Source organism: Bacillota bacterium, from assembly GCA_023511455.1.
GTDB lineage: Bacteria > Armatimonadota > HRBIN16 > HRBIN16 > HRBIN16 > HRBIN16.
The window spans coordinates 131,045-144,952 of record JAIMBJ010000006.1 but is presented as its reverse complement, the minus strand read 5'-3'; the positions used below and the strand labels follow the sequence as shown (position 1 = coordinate 144,952).

The window sequence follows — 13,908 nt, the reverse complement described above, 5'->3', positions numbered from 1 at the left end:
GCCGAAGCCGGCTGGCACATTGATTGTGATTACCGGAAGCATGTTCGCAGGTAAGTCGGAGGAGTTGATACGTCAGGTGCGCCGTGCCCTGTACGCGCGCAAAAAAGTACAGGTGTTCAAATCCGCACTGGACAACCGATGGGACAGCGCGGCTATCGCCACACATAACGGCGTGCGGTTCGAGGCAATACCCGTTTCATCCAGCGCGGATTTGGAGCGACTGGTGGAAGCCGATACAGAGGTCATCGCTATCGAGGAAGTGCAGTTCTTCGACGAAGGCATAGTGGCATTGTGCGACCGCTGGGCAAACGAGGGCAGGACGGTCATCGCGGCGGGGCTGGACCAGGACTTTCGCGGTCAGCCGTTCGGTTTTATGCCCATCCTTCTGGCTCTGGCAGATGAGGTGATTAAGCTGCGCGCCATCTGTGCCCGATGCGGACAACCTGCCAGCAAAACACAGCGTCTGGTGGATGGACGCCCTGCCTCGTGGGACGAGCCGACCATTCTCATTGGCGCGGCGGAGCGATACGAGGCGCGCTGCCGACGATGCCACAAAGTGCTCCACGCCCCGCGCAATGGACACCGACGCAATAAACGCCCTGTCTCCACACCACAAATCGTGGAGCAGCAAGAGAGCCTGTTTTGAACGCTTGGGAAGGAGTAACAATGATAAGCCTGATAGATGCGAAGACACTTAACGCCGACGAAATAGCATGGCTACAAGAGGTGTACCGCACTATCCTACGGCATATTCCCCACGCTCGGCTGATACTGTATGGTAGCACGGCGCGGGGGAGCCGTACTCCCGAGTCGGACTACGACCTGATTGTCCTGACACCTCAACCCCTGCCGCCGGCTCTACGTGACATGGTGCGCGCAGAGATTTACGACATCGAGTTGACGCACAACCTTGTGCTATCGATACTTTTCCTTGACGTGGTTGAATGGGAGCGACTGCGCTGCTGGCAACATCCGTTCTGGCACAATGTCTCACGGGAAGGTATCGTCATAGAGTAATGGATCAACAACAGGCTTGCTATACATTGATAGACCGTGCGAAGGAAACGTTAGCCGAAGCGGCAGTCCTTTCGCAATCAGGCTACCGCTTCGGAGCGATGAACAGGTTGTACTACGCTTGTTTTTATGCCGTTAGCGCACTTCTGCTGTCGGAAGGAATTTCTTCGTCCAAACACACAGGGGTGATTTCGCTATTCGACCAGCACTGGATCAAGCCTGCAAGGCTGCCACGAGAAATGGGCAAATTCTACCGCAAATTGTTTGACCTGCGCCATCAGGGCGACTACGCTGGCTTACTAGGGGTTGGAGATGCCGAAATGCTGGAACTTCAGGAACAAGCTCGTCGCTTCATAGAGAATATCGAGAAGACTTTGCAAGTTAAAGATTCAGAACCCTACCACGGTGCCACAGAGGTGGATACTTGACAAGATGAACAGCCATCTCCAGACCCTCTCAGGAACGATACGCGCCGTTCTGGACATCAAGGACGCGGTGCGCGAGGAAGCACTGCGTCAGTCGCGCGATCTTATCCGTCTCTCCGCCACTACCGTACGCAGTATCCATCGCCACGAGTTTGAGAACGCCCAGCGGGGGCTTCAGGAAGCTGCTCAGCGGGCGGCGGAGATTATCGCCTTGCGCGAAAACCACCCGGACATCTATTATGCGGGCTATGCACAGGACGCGCTCAAAGAGTACGCCGAAGCCAGCCTGCTGCTCGCACTGGTGCAGGGGCAGCCGTTGCCCTCCTTTACCGAACTGAACATCGAAGTACCTGCCTATCTAAACGCGCTGTGCGAGGCCGCCAGCGAGTGCCGAAGGCACATTTTAGACCTGCTGCGAAACGGCGACACCGCCCGAGCGGAAAAACTGCTTGCCGAAATGGACGATATTTACTACATGCTGGTGACCTTCGATTACCCTGACGCGCTGACGGGTGGGCTGCGCCGCAGCGTGGATGCCCTTCGTGCCGTGCTGGAACGCACCCGCGGCGACGTGACCATCACCGCCATCCAGCGCGAGCTGGAGGAGGCTTTACGGCAGGATTCACAGCAATCCTAATGCCTTCAGTCCCTTCACCGACTCGTCCACCGACTCGGCAAACACAGACACCGCCGTATCGACCTGCTCCGCCGAGACAATCAGCGGCGGCTCGAACCGGATGACGCGCGGGTTGTTCAGTGTGTACGCGGCGATAACCCCGCGTCGCGTCATCCCGCCAATGACCAGTTTCGCCACATCCTCGTTGCCGAACTCCACACCCACCATCAGCCCCTTCCCACGCACCTGCGTCACCACGTCGGGGTATTCCTGTTGAACCGCGTTCAACCCGCGCAGCAGCTGTTCGCCGCGCTCTGCGGCGCGGGCAGGCAGGTTCTCCTCCTGCAATACCTGCAACGTGGCGATTCCAGCCGCACACGCCAGCGGGTTCCCCCCGAAGGTGCTGGTGTGAATCAGCGGGTTATCGCCAAAAGAGCGTTCCCAGATTTGGGGCGTCGAGGAGAACGCTCCAGACGGTAGCACTCCGCCCCCCAGGGCCTTCGCCAGTGTGATAATGTCTGGCTGTACCCCCCAGTGCTGCACCGCAAACATACTGCCCGTACGCCCCAGCCCGGTCTGCACCTCATCCACAATCAGCAACGCCGCGCGTTCATCGCACAGCTGGCGCAATTTCGGCAAATAGTCATCCGGCGGAAGGAAGATGCCCCCTTCGCCCTGAATCGGCTCGACGATAATGCCTGCGGTATCCTCGTCCATTTCACGGGCGACAGCATCTGCATCGCCAAACGGCACATGCACAAAACCCGGCACCAGCGGATAAAACGGTTGCCGGTACTGCTCGCGTCCTGTCGCGCTCAGAGACCCCATGCTTTTGCCGTGATAGCCCCCCACCGTGGCGATGAACTTATGCTTGCCCGTGTATTTGCGGGCGATTTTGAGCGCGCCCTCCACCGCCTCGGTGCCGCTGTTGCAGAGGAAACTGTATTGTAAGTCGCCAGGCAGTACCTTCGCCAGCGCCTCGCAAAAATCCGCCACCAGAGCACTGAAGAACACCTTGCTGGATAGCGGCATTCTGTCGAGCTGCGCTTTCACCGCTTCTACCACTCGCGGATGGCGATGCCCCAGCGCAAAGGTACCATAGCCCCCCAGAAAATCCAGATAAGCACGCCCGGTATGGTCATACACATACATCCCCTCGGCACGCATCTCCACGCCGAAATCGGCGAACTTCATCAGCTGTGCCAGTCCCGGGTTAACGTACTGCATGTACTTCTCGTAGGTCTGCTCGAGAATGTCTGTCATGCTACCCTCCTAGTATACCGAGCTATCCACCACGCGCCGCCCGTCGTAGGCAGGTCGGATGCGTTTGTGTTTCAAAACATATTCTGACACGATGTCCAGCCGTTTCCTGCCCGTATCCTCATATGCAATGCCCATCGGCTGCAGGTAGCGCTGCGCGAAGTAACTGTTGGTGGACACGAGATACTGCCGGTCATCCTGCAACGGTTGACCATTCACGGTCACCTCCAGCAGCTCCCCACCCTGATAACGGTAGCGGATGCCGGAAACCGCTGGGCGGGTACGTCGTAAGAGTTCCCGCAGCTGCGCTCCCGTCACCCGAAACTTCACCATCGTGTTGCCGAACGGCAGGGCTTTCGCGAGGTCGTAGCGCGTTATCGGTCCGCGCAAAATGGGGGCGCGCACGCCGCCCATGTTCTCCAAATCCGCTTCCGAGCCCAGCATCTCGCGCAAGGCGTCCGCAACAAGGTTGTACTCCGCATAGTCGTCGCCGCGGCGGGTGAAGTCGTCTTCCGCCTCGCCAAGAACCACTCCGTAGTAGTTCTGCAGCGGCTTCCAGTAGCGGGCGACCACTGCCTTTACCGCCGGGTCGTCAGGGATATCCGGAGAAACCAGCAGCAGCCCACCGCGATAACTCATGAACGTCCATTTGCCAGTGCCCGGGTCGCGGCGCAGGATGACCTCCAGCTTGCCCAGTTCCCCTCCCCACTGGAACGCCTGCGCGATAACCGTTCCGTTTTTCTGGAATGCGCTCTGCAGGTCGCCTGCGGGCACAAAATCGGGCTTTGCTAACCGCGTGTGCGAGTGCCCACCGATAATCACGTCGATGCCCGACACCTCCCGCGCCAGTCGCCTGTCCACTTCATACCCCAGATGCGAAAGCAAAATCACGATGTCTGCTTGCTGCCGCAGCTGCGGAACCAGCCGACGCGCCGTATCGATGGCGTCCAGAATCTCTATCCCCTCGCGCGTGGCAGGGTAGCCGCGCGTGCTTTCCGTGACCAGCCCGAAGACCGCGATGCGCGCCCCCTCCACCTGTAATATCTCGTAAGGCTTTAGCAGCGGCTGTCTGGTGTTTGCGTCTACCACATTGGCACACACCACGGGATAGCGCGCCATCTCAATCAGCTTTTGCCAGCGGGCGCGGGGATTGTTGAACTCATGGTTGCCGTGCGTGGCGATGGTGTAGCCCACAGCATTCATGGCTGCCACGTCTGCCTCGCCGCCATACTCTATCGAGAATGCCGTACCGTCATGGAAATCGCCGGTATCCACGACCCACGTCGTGCCAAACGCCTGTCGCAACTGGCGCACCAGAGTGGCACGTCGGGCGATGCCCCCGATATTGCGGCGGAGAGCCAGCTGTGCTTCCTGGGTGTTAGGGTCGGGTGGGTCCGGATAGTTGAAAGGCAAAAGGTTGCCATGTGTGTCGTTGGTATGCAGAATCGTTAACTTCCAGTAGCGCGGCGGCGCGTCGGAGGCGATAAGGGATGGCACACCCCACCCCATCAGCCCTGTCGCGATGAGCAAGCATTTCACAAAGCGCATGGTTCTTCTCCTTCCTTCTCAGCCAGCAGGGAACTCCATCAGCTCTTTTGGTGCACGTGTAAGCACCTCTACCCCGTCCTCGGTGACCAGCACATCGTCCTCGATACGTACACCGCCCACGCCCTCGATATAGATGCCCGGCTCCACCGTGAACACCATGCCCGGTTGCAGCACGACCTCCGATTTTTGTGCAAAGCCCATGCCGTCGTGTACACTCAAGCCGATGCTGTGTCCCAGCGAATGGGTGAAGCAGTCACCGTAGCCCGCATCGGTGATGACTTGCCGCGCAATGGCGTCGACATCACAGCCCTTCACGCCCGGTTTGATGGCGTCAATGGCACGCAGCTGCGCCTCCAGCACCGTCCGGTAAATGCGTCGCTGTTCCTCTGTTGCCCTACCGATGACCACCGTGCGGGTGATGTCCGAGCAGTAGCCGTCCACCTCCGCGCCGAAATCCAGCGTCACGAAGTCGCCCGGACGGAAGCGACGCTCGGAAGTCTCCGCATGGGGAATGGCGGAGTTTTCGCCAGAGGCAACGATGGTGTCGAAAGCCGGACGACGCGCCCCCTGCCGACGCATGTAGAACTCCAGCTCCATCGCCACATCCAATTCCACCGTCTCCGGCTGCATGAAAAGCCGAATGTGGTTAAAAGCAGCATCGGCGATTCCGCACGCCTGGCGGATACAGGCAATCTCTTCCGCGTCTTTGACCAGCCTCAACTCTTCCACCACGCCGCTCGTGGCTATCCATTCCACACCCATCTCGCCATATTTCTCGCGCCAGCCTTCCAGTGTTTTGACGGTGATATGGTTTGCCTCGAAGCCTATCTTTCGCAGTGCGCGCGTTTCCATCTGGGTCTTCAGGACGTCATCGTCAGGGTTGTCGGGCACGATAACCTCAAAACCGGGGGCTTCCTTCTGGGCGCGCAGGGTGTACCGTTTATCCGTCAGCAGCACCGCAAAATCTCTGCCAATCAACAGAGAACCAGCACTACCGGTAAAACCGCTCAGGTAACGGACGTTCGGGCGAGAAGTGATCAGGTAGGCTTCAAGGAAAGGGTCATCCATACGGGCTCGCAGGCGTTCTATCCGGTGGGCGAAACGCGGGCTCATCGGCGGCTCTCCTCCAGGATGAATTTCACCGCGTCTAACGCTAGCAAGTAGCTCATCACCCCGAAGCCCGCGATAATCCCGTGAGTAACCGGAGCGGTCACCGAGTGCCGCCGAAACTCCTCACGCCCATAGATATTGGAAAGATGAACCTCCACGGTGGGCAAACGCACCGCTGTAATGGCATCCCGAATAGCGATGCTGTAATGGGTGTAAGCACCGGGGTTAATAATCAGCGCGTCTGCCCATTGCAACGCCTCATGAATGGCTTCGATAATCTCTCCCTCGTGGTTGGACTGGGTGATGCGCACTTCCAGCCCCAATGTTCTTGCCCGGTCGAGAATACGCTGGTTAATCTGCTCCAGATTCAGGTGACCGTATACTTCCGTCTCCCGTATCCCCAGCATGTTCAGGTTTGGTCCATGAATCACAGCAACTCGTGGCATTGCTCTCTCCTCATTCCTGCTTGTGCTGTTGGTCTTCTTCGACCAGAAGTTCGATGATGCCATCGCGTATGGGATAACGACGATGACATTTGTCACACACGAGGCTGTCTTCGCTTTCCTGACGCAGCGGCGGTCGGTCATCGCACGCCGGACACGCCAGTATACGTAACAGTTCCTCACTTAATGGCATCGCTTCCTGCCCTCCCGGACTTTCTCGCCCGTATTTTAACATATTTCGCGGATGAAGTTCCATATCGCAATAAAAGAGGTAGTATTGTGCCGGGTAGTTAAGAAAATCTATGAAGGTGGCGCCATTCGTCTCGCAGAGCCTGTTTCGCAGGATGCTCGTCGGGATTTCCGCAGGTTGACTTTCACACCTCCTTTCGGTATATTCTATCCTGTAATCTCAGCACCAGGAACGCCACATGCAACAACCGCCGAACACGGAAACTGTTCTCGTCATTGACTTTGGAGCGCAATACACGCAGCTCATCGCGCGGCGCATCCGCGAGTGCCACGTGTTCTGCGAAATCATTCCGGCAGATACCCCAGCCGACGCGATCGCCCGCCGACAGCCCAAAGGCATCGTGCTTTCGGGCGGGCCTGCCAGTGTATACGAGACCGGCGCCCCACGTGCCGACATGGCAATCTATCAGCTGGGTATTCCCATACTGGGCATCTGCTACGGACACCAGCTGATGACCTACCAGCTGGGCGGCGTGGTGGAACCCTCCGAACGCCGCGAATATGGGCGCACCGAACTGACCGTCCTGGAACCTGAAGACCCTCTTTTCGACGGATTGGACACACACCTGACCTGCTGGATGAGCCACGGCGACAAGGTGCTGCAGCCACCGCCCGGCTTCCGAATTACCGCCGTAACCGAATCTACACCCGTCGCGGCAATGGCGGACCCGGTGCGTCGCTTCTACGGTGTGCAGTTCCATCCGGAAGTGCATCACACCCCGTTCGGCAAGCAGCTGATAAACCACTTCCTGAAACGGGTGTGCGGTTGTAAAGGCGACTGGACGCCGGGCAACTTCGTAGAGCAAGCGTCGCAGGAGATCTGCCAGCAGGTAGGTGACGGGCATGTGCTGGTGGCAGTGAGCGGCGGCGTGGACTCGATGACCGTGGCTGCGCTGGTGTACCGTGCCATCGGCGGCGAACGGCTGACCTGCGTTTTTGTAGACCACGGGCTGCTTCGCGCTGGCGAGGCAGAACAGGTGCGCGAGACCTTTTCACGCCTGTTTCCGGTGCATCTGGTCTACGTAGATGCCAGACAGCGGTTTCTGGAGCGTCTCAGGGGTGTGGAAGACCCTGAACAGAAACGAAAAATCATCGGCGAGACCTTCATTCGCGTGTTTGAAGAGCACGCCGATGAGCTGCGCGGGTGCGACTATCTGGCACAGGGCACACTCTACCCCGATGTGATTGAAAGCGGCGCGACTAAACATTCCGCGACCATCAAGACGCACCATAACGTAGGCGGCCTGCCACCGGACATGCGTCTGAAAGTGATAGAGCCGTTGCGCTACCTGTTTAAGGACGAGGTGCGGGCAGTTGCGGCAGAGCTGGGCTTGCCTGAGGAGGTGGTATGGCGCCAACCATTCCCGGGACCGGGGCTGGCGGTACGCATCGCCGGTGAGGTGACGCCGGAGCGACTGGAGATGGTGCGTGCTGCGGATAAAATCGTGCTGGAGGAAATCTGGCGAGCAGGGCTGATGCGCGAGATATGGCAATCGTTTGCCGTACTGCCCGCCGTACGCAGCGTAGGAGTCATGGGTGACCAGCGCACTTACGCCCATCCCATCGTGGTACGAGCCGTCGTCAGTGAGGACGCCATGACTGCCGACTGGGCGCGTCTGCCCTACGAGGTGCTGGAACGCATCAGCAACCGTATTGTCGGAGAGGTGCCCGGCGTGAACCGCGTGCTGTACGACATCACCAGCAAGCCACCTGCTACCATTGAGTGGGAATGAACGGAAAACGGTCTGCCGCAAAAACCTTATCGAGGGCACGAACGTATCGGGTGGAAAACGTCGTGAAAATGTGTCATAATACCACTAACCACCTCTTGCGTTTGTATTTCGCGGGGGGACAGCGATGGTAACGGTACGACCCACCATCAAGCCGCTCATTACCGAAGAACAGATAGCTGCACGTGTGGCGGAACTGGGCAGGCAAATCCGGCAGGACTATGGCGACAAGAACATCCTGCTGGTCGGCGTGCTGAAAGGGGCAGCCGTGTTTCTTTCCGACCTGCTCCGCGCCATTGATGGAGAGGTAGACTACGATTTCGTGGCCATCTCCAGCTATGGCAACGGCACCAAATCCTCTGGCGTGGTGCGCATCTTGAAGGACCTGGACGAAAGCCCCATCGGACGCCATGTGCTGATCGTGGAAGACATCGTGGATAGCGGGTTGACGCTGGAGTTCCTTCTGGAAAACATGAAGATGCACCGCACCGCCAGTGTGAAGGTGTGCGCCCTGCTGGATAAGGTGGCACGCCGCGTGGTAGACGTGCCCATCGACTACCGCGGATTCGCGGTGCCCGATGTGTTTGTCGTGGGCTATGGAATGGATTACGCCGGACTGTACCGAAACCTGCCGTATATCGGCGTACTGCAGGAGGAATCCACAGGGTAATCGCCTAAAAAACTCTTGAAGAAACAGGCAAGAGGGGTAGACTCCAACCGAAAAATAGGCTATAATTAGGTGTGGGATAGTTCCTGTGTCTTCCTCGCCATCGTCAAATGTGAAGCAACCAGAGGTTTTTCCAGACTCCCAGGCACAGGTGTCCGACCTGTACGGAAAGCACAGGAGATCTCGTTGAATCGCAGGTGATAGCCATTGTACCTCGCAAACTTTCCGACCTCGTGATAACGCACTGTACGAGGCAGTGTGTAAAGAATATCCACACGCTGAAAGGTGAAAACCGGCATGGAAACGATTGACCTCGCGGAGTTTGACCGCAAGTCGCTGGAAGAACTACATGCCATCGCCCGCGAAAGGGGCCTGGAAGTAGAAGACAACATTCGCAAACAGGAGCTGATTCAGCGCATCCTGCAGGCACACACCGACTCGAACGGACAAATTGTCGCAGAGGGTGTGCTGGAAATCCTGTCCGACGGATGGGGGTTCCTCCGGCGAGACATCAACCTGGCCGCTGACGGCAGCGGTGATATCTACGTCTCGCAAACCCAGATTAAGCGATTCGGGTTGAAGACAGGCGATACCGTTACCGGCGTGGTGCGCCCGCCCAAAGAGAACGAGAAGTACTACGGCTTGCTGAGGGTGGAGCTGGTCAACGGAATGGACCCTGAATACGCCCGTCACCGCACGCACTTCGACGACCTGACCCCCATCTACCCGGTGGAGCGCATCCGAATGGAGACCGACAGCAAAAACATCTCCGCCCGACTCATTGACCTGATTGCGCCCATCGGGAAGGGGCAACGCGGACTGATAGTGTCGCCGCCCAAGGCTGGCAAGACCACTCTATTGAAGACCATCGCCAACAGCATCACCACCAACCATCCCGAAATCGTGCTGCTGGTACTGCTGGTGGACGAGCGTCCCGAAGAGGTGACGGATATCCGCCGCTCGGTCAGGGGACGTGTGGTCAGCTCCACCTTTGATGAGATGCCCGAAAACCACATGCGCGTGGCGGACATGGTGCTGGAGATGGCAAAGCGGCTGGTGGAGGCAAGACGCGACGTGGTGATTCTGCTGGACAGCCTCACCCGCCTGTCGCGAGCTTCCAACCTCACTGTCAACCCCAGTGGACGCACACTATCCGGTGGATTGGACCCTTCCGCACTGTATCGCCCGAAGCGGTTCTTTGGGGCAGCGCGTAACATCGAAGAGGGTGGTAGCCTCACCGTACTGGCGACCGCGCTGGTGGACACCGGCAGCCGCATGGACGACGTTATCTTTGAAGAGTTCAAGGGAACGGGTAACATGGAACTGGTACTGGATCGCGGGCTGGCGGAGCGACGCATCTTCCCCGCTATCGATATCAACCGCTCCGGTACCCGGCACGAGGAACTCCTCTTCAGCGAAGAGGAACTGCGCCGCGTGTGGAAGCTGCGACGGATGCTGGCTTCGATGGAACCCATGCAGGCAATCGAGCAGCTCATCGGTCTGCTTTCTCATACCAACTCGAACGAGGAGTTCCTGCGGGTGGTCGAGAATATTAAAGACACAGACTGATGGACACGCGGATAGCTGAGGGGGGATTCACATGAGCGAACGTTTCCGCGACATGTTCGACGACTGGCAGGACGACGAGGGTCCGCCGGACGAGTTCGACGAGTTAGACCGCATCGAGCCACGGCGCCTGGATGAGAAAGAGGTGCGGGTAGTGGGTGTGTACGAGCATCAGGAGTCGGGCATACCCCCTCAATTCTTTGTCCTGTTGCAGGACAACCGCGGGCGCCGCGTGCCGATATGGATTGGCAAATACGAGGCGCTATCCATCTCGATGGCGCTGGAAGGCGACGTGCCCGACCGCCCCATGACGCACGACCTGCTTAAGAACGTTATCGAACGGTTGGGCGGCAGCGTGGAGCGCATCATCGTGGACGACCTGTGGCAGAGCACCTTCTACGCCAAAATCACCATCGTGCGCAATGGGGAGAGCATCGAGATCGACTCGCGTCCCAGCGACGCCATTGCGCTCGCTCTGCGGACCCGCTCGCCTATCTACGTGGCGGAACCGGTCTTCGAATCGATAGCGGATGCAATGTAGACGAAAGGGTCAGAATGCCTTCCGGCTATCCAGTAGAACGGTCACCGGACCGTCGTTGACGAGGGAAACCTGCATGTGCGCCCCGAACACGCCTGTCTGCACAGGCAAGCCTGCCTCCCGCAAAATCTCTGCTACCCGCTGATACAGCCTGTCTGCCAACTCCGGCGGTGCGGCGTCGGTAAAGCTGGGACGGCGTCCTTTGCGGCAATCCGCATACAGCGTAAACTGGGACACGACCAGCACCTCGCCCCCGATGTCGGTAATGCCCAGATTGATTTTGCCCGCCTCGTCCTCAAAAAGGCGCAGGGAGGCGATTTTGTCGGCGATGTAGCGGGCGTCAATCTCATCGTCGGTGTGTGTCACGCCCAGCAAAACCACATAGCCCTTGCCAATAGACGCCACTCGCTCGCCGTCCACGGAGACCTCAGCGCGAGAAACCCGCTGCAACACTGCCCGCATCAGGCTGCCTCCCCCAGGCTGCCCGTGCGTCGAATGTCCAGCACGTCGCTGATACGACGTACTCTGTCCATCAAACTGTGCAGATGAGACACACTGCGCACCTCCACGGTGATGTTAATATGTGCCGTTCCGTCTGCCCTTGACATGGTGCGTATGGCGGTAATATTCGTGCGCGATTCGCCAAAGACCGTGGAGATGTCGGAAAGCAGTCCGGTGCGGTCTGCCGCCTCGATGTGCAGGGAAACCGCGTAACAGGCGCCCTGTTTCTCCTCCCAGCGCACCGCCACCAGCCGTTCCGGCTCCTTCAGCAGGTAGTTCTGAACGTTGATGCAGGAACGGCGATGCAGGGTAATACCCCTGCCACGCGAGGTGTAACCGATGATATCGTCGCCGGGCAGTGGCGTGCAGCATTTGGCACGACGTATCATGACGTTGTCAATTCCGTCCACCGACAGGCGGGCCTCGCTTTCCATGACCTTGCCGGTGGCGAACAACGACGGTTGCAACGGCATCCTGGGCAGGAGACGGTTCAACACTGCCTGCGCCGAGTACCGACCGTCTCCGACAGCAGCATACACCTCCTCCGCGTTTGGAAGGTTCAGCTGCTTCGCCACTTCTTCCAGCGCTTCAGCGTGCAGGACAACTTTGGGCTCTGCGCCCAGTCGCTCTGCTTCGCGCTCCAGCAACTCTTTGCCACGTACCACGTTTTCGGCGTGTGCCTGACGTCGGAAGTACTGTTTGATTTTGCTACGGGCATGAGGGGTTTTGACAAAGTTCAGCCAGTCACGACTGGGACGGGCGTTTGGGCGAGTGATAATTTCCACGATATCGCCGTTTTTTAGACGATAGTTCAACGGAACAATGCGCCCGTTTACCTTCGCGCCCACACAGGTGTTTCCCACATCGGTGTGCACTCGATACGCAAAATCCACCGGGGTCGACCCCGCCACGAGGTCGATGACATCTCCCTTGGGAGTGAACGCAAACACCTGGTCGTTAAACAGCGATTCGACCACCGAACGCAGAAACTCGGCAGAGTCTTTGCCGTCCGCCTGCCACTCAAAAAGCTGCTGTCTCAGCATCCTCATCCGCTGTTCAAACCGGTCCTGTGGGGTCGTGCCTTCCTTGTATTGCCAGTGTGCGGCGATGCCGAAGTCGGCAGTACGGTGCATCTCCCACGTGCGTATCTGCACCTCCAGCGGTTGCTGGCGTGGACCGATGACCTTTGTATGCAGGGACTGATACATGTTGGGTTTGGGCTTGGCGATGTAGTCGTCAAACCGCCCCGGGATGGGTAGCCAGAGGTCGTGTACCACCCCCAGCGCGTGGTAGCAATCGGGTACGGTATCCACAATCACCCGAATTGCCAGCAGGTCGTAAATCTGGTCGAGGTCGATCTCCTCCTTCAGCATCTTCTGGTAGATACTGTAGAGGTGCTTGGCTCTGCCGTGCACTTCCGCGCGTATCTTTTCTTTCTCCAGTCGTTCCTTGAGTATGCAGATGGCTTCATTGATGTCTTCCTCTCGCTCTTTGCGCGTGCGTTGCACCCGCGCGGCGAGTTCGGCGTACTTTTCCGGCTCCAGGTACTTGAACGCGAGGTCTTCCAGCTGCCACTTAATCTGCCAGATACCCAGTCGGTGCGCCATCGGTGCGAGGATTTGCAACGTCTCGCTGGAGATTTTTATCTGTCGTTCGCGAGGGAGGGCATCGAGAGTGCGCATATTGTGCAGGCGGTCTGCGAGTTTGATAATCATCACCCGCAGGTCGCGCGACATCGCAATGAAGATCTTACGCAGGTTGGCAGCGGTATGCACAATCTCCCGCTTGCGCTTGCGTTTCTCCTGATCGGAGGTTTCTTCCAGCTCCCGCTCCACGTCCAGATAGCTGGTCAACTTGGTCACGCCGTCCACCAGCAGAGCTATCTCCTCACCGAACGCTTCGCGGATATTATCCAGCGTAATCAGGGTTCCGCCATTCTCATCGGTGCTGTCTTCGACCACGTCGTGCATCAAGCCTGCGGAAATGGTAGCGACGTCCATTTCCAGTTCGGCGAGGATGCCCGCTACCGCCAGTGGATGGGTGATATAGGGCTCCCCGGACCTCCGCGTCTGCCCGCGATGCCCGAACTCCGCCACCCGATAGGCGCGTACGATGTTGCTGGTGTCCGCCTGAGGAAGATACTCGCGCACCCTGTCCAGAAGCACGAGAAGTTCCTCTGGCAGCTCGACGCTGCTATCATGGATGATATGTTCCATCTCCGACTGGGTCATTGCGGGTCTC

The 13,908-nt window shown here is 58.4% G+C and carries 15 protein-coding genes; 8 read left to right on the top strand and 7 right to left on the bottom strand.

Translation table 11 applies throughout. The annotated features are described in order from the left end of the window. The first annotated feature begins 40 nt into the window (after positions 1-40). The 4 genes from K6U75_06060 to K6U75_06045 are packed head-to-tail and all read left to right on the top strand — an operon-like array spanning position 41 to position 2,076. Positions 41-646: a thymidine kinase gene (locus tag K6U75_06060; GenBank protein MCL6474600.1), complete on the top strand. Its 606-nt coding sequence runs from the start codon at positions 41-43 to the stop codon at positions 644-646. Between the two features lie 20 nt (positions 647-666). Next, positions 667-1,017: a nucleotidyltransferase domain-containing protein gene (locus K6U75_06055; protein MCL6474599.1), complete on the top strand. Its 351-nt coding sequence runs from the start codon at positions 667-669 to the stop codon at positions 1,015-1,017. Continuing rightward, positions 1,017-1,442, top strand: a complete 426-nt coding sequence (locus K6U75_06050; GenBank protein ID MCL6474598.1) for a HEPN domain-containing protein — start codon at positions 1,017-1,019, stop codon at positions 1,440-1,442. Before K6U75_06055 ends, K6U75_06050 begins: the two co-directional genes overlap by 1 nt. A gap of 4 nt (positions 1,443-1,446) precedes the next feature. Continuing rightward, a complete protein-coding gene (locus K6U75_06045; protein ID MCL6474597.1) occupies positions 1,447-2,076 on the top strand; it encodes a haloacid dehalogenase in 630 nt (209 codons plus the stop codon). On the opposite strand, the gene K6U75_06040 is transcribed toward K6U75_06045, so the two are convergent. Genes K6U75_06040 through K6U75_06020 form a run of 5 tightly spaced genes read right to left on the bottom strand, consistent with a single transcriptional unit; the run spans position 2,062 to position 6,609 of the window. Further along, complete coding sequence (locus K6U75_06040) at positions 2,062-3,318, bottom strand: aminotransferase class III-fold pyridoxal phosphate-dependent enzyme (protein MCL6474596.1); 1,257 nt, start codon at positions 3,316-3,318, stop codon at positions 2,062-2,064. The genes K6U75_06045 and K6U75_06040 overlap by 15 nt on opposite strands. A gap of 9 nt (positions 3,319-3,327) precedes the next feature. Next, positions 3,328-4,863 carry a bifunctional metallophosphatase/5'-nucleotidase gene (locus tag K6U75_06035; protein MCL6474595.1) on the bottom strand — a complete coding sequence of 512 codons (1,536 nt, stop codon included), beginning with the start codon at positions 4,861-4,863 and terminating at the stop codon, positions 3,328-3,330. Positions 4,864-4,881: 18 nt separating this feature from the next. Continuing rightward, positions 4,882-5,976 carry a Xaa-Pro peptidase family protein gene (locus K6U75_06030; protein MCL6474594.1) on the bottom strand — a complete coding sequence of 365 codons (1,095 nt, stop codon included), beginning with the start codon at positions 5,974-5,976 and terminating at the stop codon, positions 4,882-4,884. Then, positions 5,973-6,419 carry a type II 3-dehydroquinate dehydratase gene (gene aroQ / locus K6U75_06025; protein MCL6474593.1) on the bottom strand — a complete coding sequence of 149 codons (447 nt, stop codon included), beginning with the start codon at positions 6,417-6,419 and terminating at the stop codon, positions 5,973-5,975. Before aroQ ends, K6U75_06030 begins: the two co-directional genes overlap by 4 nt. 10 nt (positions 6,420-6,429) lie before the next feature. Next, positions 6,430-6,609: a Trm112 family protein gene (locus K6U75_06020; GenBank protein MCL6474592.1), complete on the bottom strand. Its 180-nt coding sequence runs from the start codon at positions 6,607-6,609 to the stop codon at positions 6,430-6,432. 235 nt (positions 6,610-6,844) lie between these two features. On the opposite strand from K6U75_06020, the gene guaA reads away from it, so the two are divergent. The 4 genes from guaA to K6U75_06000 all read left to right on the top strand — a co-directional run bounded on the left by guaA (position 6,845) and on the right by K6U75_06000 (position 11,169). After that, entirely contained in the window at positions 6,845-8,398 is a 1,554-nt protein-coding gene (gene guaA / locus K6U75_06015) for a glutamine-hydrolyzing GMP synthase (protein MCL6474591.1), read from the top strand. A gap of 124 nt (positions 8,399-8,522) precedes the next feature. Next, positions 8,523-9,065: a hypoxanthine phosphoribosyltransferase gene (gene hpt / locus K6U75_06010; GenBank protein ID MCL6474590.1), complete on the top strand. Its 543-nt coding sequence runs from the start codon at positions 8,523-8,525 to the stop codon at positions 9,063-9,065. Positions 9,066-9,359: 294 nt separating this feature from the next. Continuing rightward, positions 9,360-10,631, top strand: coding sequence for a transcription termination factor Rho (gene rho / locus K6U75_06005; GenBank protein ID MCL6474589.1), 1,272 nt, complete (start codon positions 9,360-9,362; stop codon positions 10,629-10,631). Positions 10,632-10,662: 31 nt separating this feature from the next. Further along, positions 10,663-11,169, top strand: coding sequence for a bifunctional nuclease family protein (locus tag K6U75_06000; GenBank protein ID MCL6474588.1), 507 nt, complete (start codon positions 10,663-10,665; stop codon positions 11,167-11,169). 9 nt (positions 11,170-11,178) lie between these two features. On the opposite strand, the gene dtd is transcribed toward K6U75_06000, so the two are convergent. Together dtd and K6U75_05990 are read right to left on the bottom strand one after the other, a co-directional pair. Continuing rightward, positions 11,179-11,628, bottom strand: coding sequence for a D-tyrosyl-tRNA(Tyr) deacylase (gene dtd / locus K6U75_05995; protein ID MCL6474587.1), 450 nt, complete (start codon positions 11,626-11,628; stop codon positions 11,179-11,181). After that, a complete protein-coding gene (locus tag K6U75_05990; protein ID MCL6474586.1) occupies positions 11,628-13,898 on the bottom strand; it encodes a bifunctional (p)ppGpp synthetase/guanosine-3',5'-bis(diphosphate) 3'-pyrophosphohydrolase in 2,271 nt (756 codons plus the stop codon). Before K6U75_05990 ends, dtd begins: the two co-directional genes overlap by 1 nt. Between the last annotated feature and the right edge of the window lie 10 nt (positions 13,899-13,908).